The following is a 13,717-nucleotide window of genomic DNA, read 5'->3' as shown; positions in this document are numbered from 1 at the left end:
GATGCGGGCCATTTCCGAGAGGTTCTTTCTTGACTGAAGTTTCTTCGACCCTGCCCACGTTCGCCGAGCTCGGCCTGCCGTCGCCCCTGGTGTCGGCGCTCGAACGCCGCGGCATCTCCGCGCCGTTCCCCATCCAGGCCGCCTGTCTGCCCGACGCGATCGCCGGGCGTGACGTGCTCGGACGTGGCCAGACCGGATCGGGTAAGACGCTCGCGTTCGGCCTGCCGCTGCTGACCGCGATCGCCGGGGTGCAGGCAGCCCCGACGCGACCGCGCGCGCTGATCCTCGTTCCCACCCGCGAACTGGCCGTTCAGGTCCAGGACGCCCTGGCCCCGCTGGGCCGCAGCCTCGGGCTGCACACCAAGACCGTCGTCGGCGGCATGTCGATGAGCAAGCAGATCCAGGGGCTCCGCCGCGGCGTCGACCTGCTGGTCGCGACGCCGGGCCGGCTCACCGACCTCATCGAGCGTCGTGAGTGCTCGCTCGCGGACGTGCGGATCACCGTCCTCGACGAGGCCGACCACATGTGCGACCTCGGCTTCATGCCGGCGGTCTCCAAGCTGCTCGACCAGATCCCCTCCGACGGCCAGCGGCTGCTGTTCTCCGCCACCCTCGACGGCGACGTCGACAAGCTCGTCCGCCGTTACCTGCACGACCCGGTGACCCACTCGATCGCCCCGGCCGCCGCGCCGGTGGAGACGATGGACCACCACCTGTTCATCGTGGACCGCGCCGACAAGCAGGACGTCCTCGCCGAGGTCGCCGGCCGCCCCGGCCGTACGATCATGTTCGTCCGCACCAAGCACGGCGTGGACGCGCTGGCCAAGAAGCTGGCCCGCGTCGGCGTCCGCGCCGGCGCCCTGCACGGCGGCAAGACCCAGTCGGCCCGCACCCGCACCCTGGCGGAGTTCCGCGAGGGCAAGGTCGGGGTGCTGATCGCCACCGACGTCGCCGCCCGCGGCATCCACGTCGACGACGTCAGTCTGGTCGTGCACGTCGACCCGGCCGCGGACCACAAGGACTACCTGCACCGCGCGGGCCGCACCGCCCGGGCGGGCGAGCGCGGCACGGTCGCGACGCTGGTCGCCCACAACGAGGTGCGCAACACCGAGCGCATGATGCGCCGCGCCGGCGTGCGCGCACTCCGGTCGAAGGTCACCACCGGTGACGACACGCTGATCCGCGTCACCGGGGCGCAGCGGCCGAGTGGCGTCCCGGTCGAGCCCGAGCCCGAGCCGCGTCCCCAGCGTCGCGGCCCGCGTACGGGCGGCGGCCGCGACCGGCGTCCCCGCGGACGGTTCGAGGGGCGCGGAGAGGCACGCCAGAGCGGCCGCTTCGACGGCGATCGCGACGGGCGCCCGGGCGAGCACCGTGACGGGGAGTCCCGCGACGGCCTCCGGCATACCGGTGGCGGCCGTGGCGGGGCCGTACGACACGAGGGAGGCCGCGCCGGCACCGGTCGGCACGACAACCGTCGCCCCCGTCCGGAGGCGGCGCGCTGACCCAGGCACCGGCCGGGCAGAATCGGCCGTGAGACGACACGTCGACCCGGGTCGGTCCCGGTGAGACGTCACTCACAGAGGGCCCCGCACCGACGGTGCGGGGCCCTGTTTCACTCAACATCCGATCAAACCGGGCGAGGCCATGGATCGGCCGTGGGTATCGTGCGAAGGAATTTGGCGTTCTCCCGCCGGAAGACGGGGGATTCCCACTCCTTGTGTAGGAATAGCCGGTGATCAGGGGTTCACGGCGCGCTCCCGCCTCCACGGCGGGCCCCCCGCGTCGTGCCCGCCCGCTCGGCCGCGGGGCCACGTGGTTATCGTGGAACCGCGTTCGGTAGCAGAAGAGGGGAGGCAGCGGCGGCTCCTCTCCGACCAGACGGCCGGAGTCTCCACGCCGCGAACAGGATGAGCACACCGATCCCGCAGTGGCCAGGGGAACTGGTCCGGCTGGGCGACCGCGAAGTGTTCGTGCGCACGTCGTCCTCCCGGCGCGACGACGCCGATGCGGCGCTGTTCGTGCACGGGCTGGCCGGCTCCTCGGCCAACTGGACCGACCTCATGGGGCTGCTGTCCGACGAACTCGTCGGCGACGCCGTCGACCTGCCCGGATTCGGGCACTCGCCGCCGCCGCCCGACCGCGACTACTCCGTCGACGCCCACACCCTCATCGTCGCCCGGCTGATCGAGAAGCGCGGCCGGGGGCCGGTCCACCTGTTCGGCAACTCTCTCGGCGGAGCCATCGCGACACGGCTCGCGGGCACCCGTCCCGACCTGGTGCGCTCCCTCACGCTGATCTCACCGGCCCTGCCCGACCTGCGGCCGAGGTACGGCCCCGCGCGGATCCTGGCCACCACCGTCCCCGGAGTGGGGCCGTGGGCGCTCCGGCGGCTGGCCACGCTCCCCGCCGAGCAACGCGTGCAGGTCACACTGGAGATGTGCTTCGCGAACCCGGCCGGCCTGCATCCCGACCGGGTGATGGAACTCGTCGAGGACGTACGCCGCAGGGACGAGCTGAACCACAACGCCGAGGCGCTGATCGCGTCGTCGCGCGGCATCGTCACCGCCTACATGCGGCGCTCGCTGTGGCGCTACGCCGCCCGTGTCATCGCGCCGACGCTGGTGATCTACGGTCGGCACGACCGGCTCGTCGATCCGCGGATGGCCGCCCGCGCGGGGCGCGTGTTCAAGCGCTCCCGGGTGGTCGTGCTGCCCGACGTCGGCCACGTCGCGCAGATGGAGCGCCCCGAGGCGGTGGCGCGGGAGTTCCGGGCGCTGCTCGAGGACGCCCGCCTGCGCCTGCCCGACACCGCCGCGGGCTGACCTCCCGGAACCCGGCGTCGCCGGCGGCGGAGGGCACCCTGTGGGAATGCGCGGGCGCATGACAGAGTTGTCATGAGTTCAGGACGACGGCGTCCGCACCGAAATTCCAGCACGCGCAGGAGACAACCGTGTCGTTGCCACCCCTGGTAGAGCCCGCGAGCGAGCTCTCCGTCGACGAGGTCCGGCGCTATTCGCGTCACCTGATCATTCCGGACGTCGGGATGGCCGGGCAGAAGCGGCTGAAGAACGCCAAGGTGCTGTGCGTGGGCGCCGGCGGTCTCGGCTCACCCGCCCTGCTCTACCTCGCCGCTGCCGGCGTGGGCACCCTCGGCGTCATCGACTTCGACATCGTCGACGAGTCCAACCTGCAGCGCCAGATCATCCACGGGCAGTCCGACGTCGGCCGGCCGAAGGCGGAGTCGGCGGCCGCCTCGGTCCGGGAGATCAACCCGCTGATCAACGTGATCGTCCACAACGAGGCGTTGTCCAACGACAACGTGATGGACATCTTCGGCGGCTACGACCTGATCGTCGACGGCACCGACAACTTCGCCACCCGCTACATGGTCAACGACGCGGCCGTGCTGCTGGGCAAGCCGTACGTCTGGGGTTCGATCTACCGCTTCGACGGTCAGGCGTCGGTGTTCTGGGCCGAGCACGGCCCCTGCTACCGCTGCCTCTACCCCGAGCCGCCGCCTCCCGGCATGGTCCCGTCGTGCGCCGAGGGCGGCGTGCTGGGCGTGCTGTGCGCGTCGATCGGCTCCATCCAGGTCAACGAGGCCATCAAGCTGATCGCCGGGATCGGCGAGCCGCTCGTCGGACGCCTGATGATCTATGACGCCCTGGAGATGACCTACCGGAGCGTCAAGGTCCGCAAGGACCCCGAGTGCCCGCTGTGCGGCAAGAACCCCTCGATCACCGAGCTTCTCGACGACTACGAGGCGTTCTGCGGCGCGATCTCCGAGGAGGCCGCGGACGCGGCCAAGGACTCCACGATCACCGCCACCGAGCTGAAGGACCTGCTCGAGACCGGGGACATCTTCCTGGTCGACGTCCGTGAGCCCAACGAGTACGAGATCGTGAACATCCCTGGTGCCACGCTCATCCCGAAGGGCGAGTTCCTGTCCGGCGCGGCGCTCGAGCGGCTGCCCCAGGACAAGCGGATCGTGCTGCACTGCAAGTCCGGCGCCCGCAGCGCCGAGTGCCTCGCGATCGTCAAGGACGCCGGTTTCTCCGACGCCGTGCACCTCGGCGGTGGCGTGCTGGCGTGGGTCAACCAGGTCGATCCCTCCCAGCCGACGTACTGATCCGATCACGGCGTGACGCGGGACGGCGGATACTCCGTCCGGTGACGTCACGTCACAGGCCGAGGTGAGGCTCCGGGGGCGATGCCGCCCCTGGAGCCTTCTCGTGTGTCCCAGTGGTTCACCGGCGTCACAGTTCTGACCGGCTACGGGGGATGGCCCAGTAACCTTGTCAGATATGGCGCGAACCTCCGATCCGAGCTGGCCGACGACCGGGCCCGGCGGATGGGGGGCATGGCGCGAGCCGGACGAGCCACCACCACAGCCCGTGCCCTGGTACGCCCATCGCCGCCTCTGGCTGGTGGTGGCCGTGCTGACCACGGTCGGCTATGTCGTGGTCGGAGCCCTGTCGACCTCGCGGGTCTACTGGGAGTTCCACCGCAAGCCGACGGCCTGGGAGCTGTATCGCGCCGCCGCCGAGGAGGTCCGGAGCCGCTGGCGCACCTGGCCCGCCGAAAAGATCTTCCCGGAGTCCGTCCCGTACACCTCCGAACAGGGCGGAATCGAGCACGCCAGCCGGGTCGGCATCGCACCCGAGACGGGGTGCGCCACCGGCATCGACGCCGTCCCCGCCGCGGTCCTCGCGAAGTACGGCTGCCGGGCGCTGCTCCGGGCGACCTACGTCGACCAGATGCAGGGCATCGTCCTCACCGTGGGCGTCGTCGCCCTGGCCGACGATCGGACCGCGGGCCTGGCCGAAGAGGCCCTGTCACCCCCGGATCCCGACCGGCCGGGGCCGTTCCTGCACGCCCTGGCGTTCCCGCAGACGATCACCGCCCAGTTCGACGACGCCGCCCGGCAGTACGCCGCCGCGGGCCGGAGCGGGCCGTACGTCGTCCTCACCGTGGCGGGCCAGACCGACGGCCGGCCCGCCTCCGCCATACGCAAGCCGCACGGCGGCTGGTTCCTGCTCGCGCCGGAGGTCGGCCGGAACATCGCCGACGCCCTCGCGCTCCCCGTCCAGCCCGACTGCTCCGAGAAGCGGGAGTGGAAATGCTGAGGCGCGCCGTGACGGCCGGCCTGGCGCTGACGGTCGCACTGCTGCCGGCCACCGGACGCGCCGACGGCGTACGCGACCGGGAAAAGTGGGTGCTCGACGCCCTGGGGACCCCGCAGGCGTGGCGCACGACCAAGGGCAAGGGCGTCACCGTCGCCATCCTCGACACCGGCGTCGACGGTTCGCATCGCGACCTCTCCGGCACGGTGACCACGGGCCCCGACTTCATCAGGGCCGTCGCGCCCGACCCGGGCCGGCTCCACGGCACCTGGATGGCGTCCCTGATCGCCGCGCACGGGCACGGTGCGGGCGACGGGGTGATCGGTGTGGCACCCGAGGCCCGCCTGCTCTCCCTGCGGGTGATCGCCGACCCGGCCGAGAAGGGCTATCGGTCGTTCCGCGACACACCGGAGTACCGCTCGGCGCTCCCCAAGGCGGTCCGCTACGCGGCGGATCACGGCGCCGACGTGATCAACATGTCCCTCGGCGGTCCGAGCGCCGGCCGCGATGAGCGCACCGCCATCGCCTACGCGATCTCCAAGGGCGTCGTCGTGGTCGCCTCGGCGGGCAACGACGGCGACTCGAAGAGCCCCAACAAGGTCGACAAGGACGGGTTCACGCGGCTGTCCTACCCCGCCGCGTTCCCCGGTGTGATCGCGGTGGCGGCGGTGACGCGTCGCGGCGCCCCGGCGAGGTTCTCCGACCGCAACGCGAGCGTCCAGGTCGCGGCACCCGGCGCCGACGTCGTCGGCGCCGGCCCGGGCAACGGCTACTGGATCGGCGAGGGCACGAGCCAGGCGGGGGCGCTCGTCTCGGGCGTCGTCGCGCTGATCAGGGCGCGTCACCACGACATGCCCCCCGCGCTGGTCGCCCAGGCGATCACCGCGAGCACCAAGGGCCGTCCGGCGGCCGGGTACGACGAGAGGGTCGGCTTCGGCGAGGTGAACGCCGCCGACGCGCTGGCCGCCGCAGACCGGCTGCAGGGCTACCGGCTCGACGCAGGCGGCAAGACCGGCCGGTTCGACGACGGGCCGATGCGGCCGGTGCAGGTCGAGCAGCACCCGCCGGGCCTGGTCTTCCTGGGCGGCTGGGTCGGCATCGCCGCCATCTTCGGGTTCGCCGGCGCCCTCACGACGACCGTGCTGTACATCCGGCGCGTCCGAGTCCGCCGTGAGTCGGAGGCGGACGGTGCGGGCTGACCCCACGGATTTCGCCGAACGCGTCCTCGACGTCGTCGATCGCATCCCGCCCGGCCGCGTCATGGCGTACGGCGACATCGCCGAATACCTCGGCGAGGGCGGACCGCGGCAGGTCGGCCGGGTGATGGCCCAGTGGGGCGGCGGCGTGCCCTGGTGGCGCGTCATCCGGGCCGACGGAACGCCCCCGCCCGGCCACGAACAGCGCGCCTTGAAGCACTACCGCGCCGAGGGCACCCCGCTGCGCGGCGACCGCGTCGACATGCGCCTCGCCCGCTGGACCGGCGACGCCACCGAGCGCGCCTGAACGCGCATCGACGCGCCTGACCACAGCCGGCCCGGCGGTAGCGGCAGAGGGCGGGAAAACCGGAAAGGGCCGACACGGCCCGCATCGGATCAGACGGAACCGGCTGCCGGGCCGCCCCAAGCGCGTCAGCGCGGTCGATCTCGACGGCGAGGAGCCCGCAGCGGCGGCGAGGACTCCGTGGTGGAGGGGCTTCAGTCCGTCTCGCTGCGGAGAGCGGCCGCACGGGAGCGGGCGGCCGCCATGGCCTCGTGGTAGCGCGTCTCCCAGTCGGTTGCGTCCGCCGGGATCTCGGCGACGACCTGGCGCCCCAGCTCCCGCCCGCCCGCGACCTGCCGGACGAGCACGACCGTGACGCCGTCCCGCAGCTCCGTCGCGGCCTCCCAACGCGGTCCTCGGTCCGGGTCGGGCCGGCGGAAGACGGCCAGGAGGAGTGCGGCCAGTAGGACCGCGACAAGGAGCACGAGCGGGAGCGCCAGGACGCGCATCGGGATCCTCCTATCGGGTCGGGATCGCCACCCGGTCGTTGCCCGGGGCGTAGACCGTGATGCCCTGGGGGAGCGCCTTCAGCTTCTCGATCTCGGCGCACGTCGGGCACTTGTTGTAACCCTCCTGCCGGGCGCGGTTGGCCTCCGCATCGGCGCGGGCCTGCGCGACCTGCGCCTGCGACTCCGTCACCTTCGCGAACGCCGCCTGCGCGCTGTCCACGGCCCGCTGCACCGACGCCGGCAGCGTGATGCGCGCCAGGTTGAAGTGCAGGTTGGTCAGGAAGGGGAAGCCGAGGGTCTGCTCCAGATCCTGCTCGAGGCTCGTGTTGATGGCGGTCTGCACCTTGGCGATGTTGGCGTTGTTGCTCTGAACCTTCAGCGACGTCTGCTGCTGCTTGCCGCCGGAGTTGTTCTGCACGAGCGCGCAGGAGGAGACGAGCTCCGCGCAGCGGAAGCTGTTCACCTGGGTGCGGAGGTCGTTCTCGATCACGGGCCGGACGATCTGGTCGAGGAACCCGGACCAGCCCTCGTCTCCTTCGTAGGCGTACCGCGTCTTCCCGTCCGCACCGGTGAACTTGCGGGTGCCGAACTTGTCGTCGAACGTGCGCAGCGTGGCGTGGTCGAGGTTCAGGGTGAAGTAGAGCGTGCCCTCGATGCCCATGCTGACGCCGTCGCTGCTGGGCACCGTCACGACGTCCACGCCGGTGCGGTCCCCGCGGCCGGAGTCGGAGGTGATCGTGTAGAACCGCTGCTGCGCGGGGTACTTGTGCGTATGCGACCACCACCCGATCCAGGTCATGCCCGACCCGGGATCGATGATCTGACGAATTTTGTTGTTGTCGAGCATTCCGCCGTTGCGGACGACCGCGACCTCGCCTCCGGAGGTGCGCTCGAACGACCCGAGGAAGCCGTTGAGGGTCGGTACCGCGACGACGAGGAGCACCACCGCCGCCGCGATCGCCTTGGCCCGACTGATGCGTCCGGAGGGACGGGGAATCTTAGAGACAGGCACCAGTACTCCTGCAGAGCTCGTAAAACGGGATGAATCCGTATTTGAGACGCGATCCATTAGAACCCGGTTCCGAGCGCCGCATCCGTCCTTCTCCGTGACTCCGCCGCCGTTGTTGCCGGTACAAGGCGGGCATCGCGGGCGCCGTGCCGTCAAGGGCGGCGGCAATGAGTCAATGCCGGCGGCAAGGTGACCGTGGCCTCACAGAACCTTGGTGCCGTACATCTCGCCGAGGGGGTCGGCGAGCAGCTCGACGCGGGCGCCGTCGGGGTCGCGGAGGTACAGCGAGGATCCGCTCTCCGCCTGGTACGGGACGCCGGCCGCGTCGAGCCTGCCGCGCAGTCGCTCCCAGGTGGGGCGGTCGACCGAGATGGCGAGGTGGTGGAGACCGCCGAGCACCTCGGCGTACGGGCCGAGGTCGAGGCCCGGGAAGTCGAAGAAGGCCAGCAGGTTGCCGTTGCCGAGGTCGAAGAAGAAGTGGGTCGAGCCGTGGTAGTCGCGGTTATCGATGACCTCCGTCAGCGGGAACTCCAGGACCTCCTGGTAGAAGCGGATGGTCCGCTCGACGTCCGAGGACAGCAGCGCGACGTGGTGGACACCGGCCGCCGAGCTGGCCGGCCGGTCGGCGCGAAGATAGGTCTCGCGGATCCGGGCACGTTCCGCCTCGATCATGGTCAGGTCGACCATCGCACACCTCGCAGTTGAGAAGTTCCACTATCGGCCGCCCTACCCGGAGGTGTCCACCGGACACCGTCCGTCGCCGACCTAGAATCCGGCATATGCGGCGGACGAGCAGCACCGTAGTGGTGGTCGCGGGGGACGGTGCGGACAAGGTCGTGTCGGGGCTCGCGGCCCTGCACAATGTACGTGCCCTCGTCGCGGGTGACCGCACGCCCGCCGAGCTGACCAGGGCCGTCGCCGGTGCCGGTACGACGTACGTCGTGCACGACGCCGATCCACTCGCCGGCGTCCGTGACGCGTGGGTCGACTTCTTCGACCAGGCCGCCCCGCACGGCGGCCTGGAGGTCGCCATCGAGTCGGCGCTGGGCGGGCTGGCCGCCGAACGGCTACTGCTGCCGGACTACTACGTCGTCCTCGATCCGGAGGGCATGGCGCCGACCCGCCGGCACTGGTGGCTGGGCGTGCTGGCGGGGGCGGCGCCGAGCCGGGTCGTTCCGGCGGACGCGTCCGCCGCCGCGGTGGGTGACGCCCTCGCGCATCTCAGCGCCGGCCGCTGGTGGCCCGCCGACGTCTCCGGATGGCTGCGCGGCCTGCCCAAGGTCGTGCCGGACCGGGTGGGTCTGCGGCTCTCGTCGCCCACGTGAAGGACCTCACCCGGCCTCGACGGCAAGAGGTCACGGCAGTGGCCGGTCCCGTGATCACCCGGTTGTGACGCCGTCCGCCCCGGCCGGGCCGCGCAGGCAGGGGCGGAGGTCGCGGGGTGGTCTGACGCCGCCGAGGAGCAGGCAGAGGGCGGCGACGAGGAGTCCGCACAGGGTGGCGAGCAGGTGGCCCAGGGCCCAGATGGTGTGGTTGGAGATCACCGGCCAGACCACGCCGACGGCGAGCATCGTGATCCCGATCACGAGCCACCAGCCGCGCATCAGCAGCACGGCCGCGACGACCCCCGCGACCATCATGTAGCTCACCCCGACGTCGGTGGTGTGCGCGAGCCGGTGCGGCGCACGCCCCGACTCGATCGCGTGGAGTTCCACCAGCGCGGTGAGCAGGGTGCCGAGGACGTGGCCGGAGACGCAGATGAGGATCATGCGGGGCGGGCCGTACCGGCGTTCGGCCCAGGCGATCACGGTGACGAACAGGAGGACGTACAGGGTGAGGCCCGAGCCGCGGTTCGCGACCCACAGGGCGCTGTCGGCCAGCACGGCGAGCGGGGCGTGGCGCAGGCGGGACAGGCTGGTGCTGTTCACGCGGGTCAGCAGGTCGATGAGGCGGGGCGGGGTCGTCCGCTGGACCAGAGTGAAGGCGGTGAACACGGTGACGTAGGTGAAGGTCGCCGGTGCCGACAGGATCCAGGCGTGCAGCCACCGCGTGTACGGGGACAGGCGGTCCACGGCCCGTCGGGCGCCGCTCCACAGCAGACTGAGCCAGCACAGGAAGTACCAGGCCAGGGCCAGGATCAAGGCGACCAAGAGGATCATCGGCGCCTCCCGCGCACGTCCGCCGGACCACCACGATTCCATGCTCGCTCGGTGGGCCGGAAGGCGCGCCAGGCCGCGTGGGGAGCGGGGTCCGCAGTGAGACGGAAGAGCGGCCACATCGGCGACATGGCGCAACCCTGTCACGACCACCCTCGATGATCTGCTGCAATCACATATGTGTCAGCAGCGTCCTATCGGCTCGTGCGGCGCGCGGGTCCCGCGCAGTCGCCGCCGCCCGTGCTCGACGAGCACCAGCGACGGGTCGTCGCGCATGCCGGTGGGCCGCTGCTCGTGCTGGCCGGGCCGGGCACCGGAAAGACGACCACGATCGTCGAGACGGTCGTCGACCGTATCGAGAACCGCGGCGTGGACCCGGAGCGGGTGCTGGTCCTGACGTTCGGCCGCAAGGCGGCGGGGGAGCTGCGGGAGCGCATCACCGGCCGGATGCGGCGCACCACCCGGACGCCGCTGGCGCTGACCTTCCACTCCTACGCCTACGCGCTGCTGCGCCGCGAGGCTGTCCTGGACGGCGAGGAGCCGCCCCGGCTGCTGTCGGGTCCGGAGCATCTGCTCGAGGTGCGCCGGCTGGTCCACGGTGAGGTCGCGGACGGCGCGCCGGCCTGGCCGTCGCGGCTGCATGAGACGCTCAAGACGCGCGGGTTCGCCGAGGAACTGCGGGACTTCATCCTGCGGGCCGCCGAGCGCGGCCTCGGCCCGGCCGACCTGGTGACGCTGGGACGCGGCCACCACCGCGACGACTGGTACGCCGCCGGCCGCTTCCTGCACCGCTACGAGCAGCGCTTCGACGTGGACCCGATCATCGCGTACGACTACGCCGAGCTGATCCGGGCCGCCGCCGGGCTGCTCACCGACGAGGACGTACGACGGCGGGAGCGCGCGGCGTACGACATCGTCCTCGTCGACGAATACCAGGACACCGACCCGGCGCAGGAGTACCTCCTCCAGCAGCTCGCCGGGGGCGGCCGGGACCTGATCGTCGTCGGCGACCCCGACCAGTCGATCTACGGCTTCCGGGGCGCGGACGTGCGCGGCATCCTGGAATTCCCCCAGCGGTTCCGTACGGTGACGGGCGAGGAGGCGCCCGTCGTGTCCCTGCGGACCTGCCGCCGGATGGGCCCGGTGATCCTGGAGGCGTCCCGCCGGGTGGCGGGGCGGCTGCCGCTCGGCGCGCTCGCCGGCGAGCACCGGGAGCTCCTGCCGGTCGCGGCGGCCGACGATGAGGCCTCGGACACGCGGGCGGTGCGGGTCGTCGAGGCCGACAGCGCCAGCCAGGAGGCCGCGCTGGTCGCCGACGAGTTGCGCCGCGCCCACCTGCTGGAGAACATCCCCTGGTCCCGGATGGCGGTGCTCGTACGGTCCGCGGTGCGCCAGGTGCCGCCGCTGCGCCGGGCCCTGGCGGCCGCGGGCGTGCCCGTGGTCGTGGCCGGTGACGAGGTGCCGCTGGTCAACGAGCCCGGTGCGCGGCCCTTCATCGTGCTGCTGCGGGCGGCGCTGCGGCCCGCGCTGCTCGACGAGGAGGCCGCCGAGGAGCTCGTGCTCGGCCCGCTGGGCGGCGCGGACGCCCTCGGCCTGCGCCGGCTCCGCCGCGCCCTGCGCGATCTGAGCACCCTGTCCGGCGACGACAAGGCCGACGGGCTCCTCGTAGCGGCGCTGAACGACCCGCGCGAGCTGCTGCTGATCCATCCGAAGGTCCGCGCGCCGGCGGACCGCGTCGCCAGGCTCATCGCCCTGGCGCGGGAGACCGTCCGGGGCGGCGGCGGGGCCGAGGACGTCCTGTGGGCGGTGTGGCAGGAGAGCGGCCTGGCCGACCGGCTCCTCGAGCAGAGCGTCAGGGGCGGCGCCCGGGGCGCGGCGGCCGACCGGGACCTCGACGCGGTGGTCGCGCTGTTCGACATGGCCGCGCGGTTCACCGACCGGCTGCCGCAGGCGGGCCCGGAGGTGTTCCTCGACGACCTCGCCTCGCAGGAGATCCCCGGTGACACCCTGGCCGAGCAGGCCCCCCAGGGGGAGACGGTGCGCATCCTCACCGCGCACCGGTCCAAGGGGCTCGAATGGGACCTCGTCATCGTGGCTGGCGTGCAGGAGGGCGTCTGGCCCGACCTGCGGCTGCGCGGCTCGCTGCTGGGCAGCGAGGAGCTGATCGAGGCGGCCACCGGATTCGCCGACCCCGACTCCACTGGGGGGCGGCGGGGCGCAGCCACGGGGGTGGAGGCAGGGTGGCGGGGCGTGGCCACGGGGGTGGAGGCAGGTGCCTCGCTGGCCGCGAAGATGCTGGAGGAGGAGCGGCGGTTGTTCTACGTCGCGGTGACGCGGGCCCGGCGCCGGCTGGTCGTCACCGCCGTCGGCGGGGAGGACACCGAGGATCGCCCGTCGCGGTTCCTCCGCGAGCTGGTCCCGGACGCCACCGAACACGCGCAGCTGGACGAGCGCACCCGGTGGTTGTCCCTGCGCGCCCTCGTCGCGGACCTGCGCTCCACGGTCGCGGACCCGAAGACCCCGACGCCGCTGCGCCGGGCGGCGGCCGGGCACCTCGCCCGTCTCGCGCGCGCCGGCGTGCAGGGCGCCGACCCTCGCGACTGGTACGCCCTGACGGAGCTGTCCGACGACGGTCCCGCGTTCCGCGAGGACGAGAAACTGGTGCTGTCGCCGTCGCAGGTCGAGACGTTCGAGAAGTGCGGGCTGCGCTGGCTGCTCGCCGCCTGCGTGGGCGCGGAGGACGGCGGCGCGGGGGAGTTCGCGACGATGGGCCGGGTGATCCACGCGGTCGCCGAACTCGTCGCCACCGATGAGGCCGTGAACGACGTCGACATCGCCAAGCGGCTCGACGAGATCTGGGACGACCTGGACTTCCGTAGCGTCTGGTACTCCGAGAAACAGCGGAAACAGGCCGAGGAGATGGTCGGCAAGTTCATGGCCTGGCACGAGCGCGCCGACGCCCGCGACCTGGTCTCGATCGAAGAGCCCTTCAGCATCGACCTGGGCCGGGTCGAGATCCGCGGCCGGATCGACCGCGCCGAGCGCGACGGCGACGGCCGCGCCTGGATCGTCGACATCAAGACCTCCAACGCCGCCGTACGTGAGGACGACCTCGCCCGCCACCCGCAGCTCGGCGTGTACCAACTGGCCGTGATGCTCGGCGCGTTCGCCGACAAGGGCCTGATCGAGCCGGGCGGCGCCGAGCTCATCCAGGTCGGCAAGGCGTCCTACAGCGCACGGGTGCGCGTCCAGACGCAGCCGCCGCCGTCGGCGGACGAGGACCCGCAGTGGCCGCGCAAGCTCGTCGACCGCGTCGCGGAGGGCATGGCCAGTCCGGTGTTCGAGGCCCGCCGCGACGACCACTGCCGCACCTGCCCCGTCCGCGGCTCCTGCCCGGCGCACGACGCCGGCGGCCAGGTGACGCCGTGATCGGCTCCCGGA

At 72.2% G+C, this 13,717-nt stretch carries 12 protein-coding genes; 8 read left to right on the top strand and 4 right to left on the bottom strand.

Going from position 1 to position 13,717, the window contains the following annotated elements; genetic code table 11:
• Window positions 1-29: 29 nt before the first annotated feature.
• The 6 genes from NE236_RS31430 (at window position 30) to NE236_RS31405 (ending at window position 6,626) form a co-directional block, all read left to right on the top strand.
• The gene (locus NE236_RS31430) at window positions 30-1,502 is read left to right on the top strand and encodes a DEAD/DEAH box helicase (protein WP_252845829.1); all 1,473 of its coding nucleotides are present in this window, start codon (window positions 30-32) and stop codon (window positions 1,500-1,502) included.
• Window positions 1,503-1,907: 405 nt separating this feature from the next.
• Complete coding sequence (locus tag NE236_RS31425; protein WP_252845828.1) at window positions 1,908-2,822, top strand: alpha/beta fold hydrolase; 915 nt, start codon at window positions 1,908-1,910, stop codon at window positions 2,820-2,822.
• A gap of 128 nt (window positions 2,823-2,950) precedes the next feature.
• Entirely contained in the window at window positions 2,951-4,129 is a 1,179-nt protein-coding gene (moeZ, locus tag NE236_RS31420; RefSeq protein ID WP_252845827.1) for an adenylyltransferase/sulfurtransferase MoeZ, read from the top strand.
• Between the two features lie 175 nt (window positions 4,130-4,304).
• A complete protein-coding gene (locus NE236_RS31415; RefSeq protein WP_252845826.1) occupies window positions 4,305-5,126 on the top strand; it encodes a hypothetical protein in 822 nt (273 codons plus the stop codon).
• Window positions 5,120-6,322 (top strand): S8 family serine peptidase, encoded by a 1,203-nt coding sequence (locus NE236_RS31410; protein ID WP_252845825.1) that lies wholly within the window; start codon window positions 5,120-5,122, stop codon window positions 6,320-6,322. Before NE236_RS31415 ends, NE236_RS31410 begins: the two co-directional genes overlap by 7 nt.
• On the top strand, window positions 6,312-6,626 hold the full coding sequence (locus NE236_RS31405) for an MGMT family protein (protein ID WP_308209177.1): 315 nt from the start codon (window positions 6,312-6,314) through the stop codon (window positions 6,624-6,626). Before NE236_RS31410 ends, NE236_RS31405 begins: the two co-directional genes overlap by 11 nt.
• A 191-nt stretch (window positions 6,627-6,817) precedes the next feature.
• Here NE236_RS31405 and NE236_RS31400 read toward each other — a convergent pair whose 3' ends face one another.
• The 3 genes from NE236_RS31400 to NE236_RS31390 form a co-directional block, all read right to left on the bottom strand.
• Entirely contained in the window at window positions 6,818-7,111 is a 294-nt protein-coding gene (locus tag NE236_RS31400) for a hypothetical protein (protein ID WP_252845824.1), read from the bottom strand.
• A gap of 10 nt (window positions 7,112-7,121) precedes the next feature.
• Window positions 7,122-8,123 carry an SPFH domain-containing protein gene (locus NE236_RS31395; RefSeq protein WP_252845823.1) on the bottom strand — a complete coding sequence of 334 codons (1,002 nt, stop codon included), beginning with the start codon at window positions 8,121-8,123 and terminating at the stop codon, window positions 7,122-7,124.
• Window positions 8,124-8,321: 198 nt separating this feature from the next.
• A complete protein-coding gene (locus tag NE236_RS31390) occupies window positions 8,322-8,807 on the bottom strand; it encodes a VOC family protein (protein WP_252845822.1) in 486 nt (161 codons plus the stop codon).
• 92 nt (window positions 8,808-8,899) lie between these two features.
• Here NE236_RS31390 and NE236_RS31385 point away from each other — a divergent pair, with 92 nt between their 5' ends.
• Window positions 8,900-9,445, top strand: coding sequence for a hypothetical protein (locus tag NE236_RS31385; RefSeq protein ID WP_252845821.1), 546 nt, complete (start codon window positions 8,900-8,902; stop codon window positions 9,443-9,445).
• Window positions 9,446-9,499: 54 nt separating this feature from the next.
• Here NE236_RS31385 and NE236_RS31380 read toward each other — a convergent pair whose 3' ends face one another.
• A complete protein-coding gene (locus tag NE236_RS31380; RefSeq protein WP_252845820.1) occupies window positions 9,500-10,279 on the bottom strand; it encodes a rhomboid-like protein in 780 nt (259 codons plus the stop codon).
• Between the two features lie 177 nt (window positions 10,280-10,456).
• Between NE236_RS31380 and NE236_RS31375 the strand changes: the two genes are divergently transcribed.
• A complete protein-coding gene (locus tag NE236_RS31375; protein ID WP_252845819.1) occupies window positions 10,457-13,705 on the top strand; it encodes an ATP-dependent helicase in 3,249 nt (1,082 codons plus the stop codon).
• The last annotated feature ends 12 nt before the right edge of the window (window positions 13,706-13,717 follow it).

Origin of the sequence: Actinoallomurus purpureus (assembly GCF_024055795.1) — a bacterium.
Taxonomy (GTDB): domain Bacteria; phylum Actinomycetota; class Actinomycetes; order Streptosporangiales; family Streptosporangiaceae; genus Actinoallomurus; species Actinoallomurus purpureus.
The sequence above is the reverse complement of the archived record's forward strand: the minus strand, read 5'-3'. Positions and strand labels throughout refer to the sequence as shown.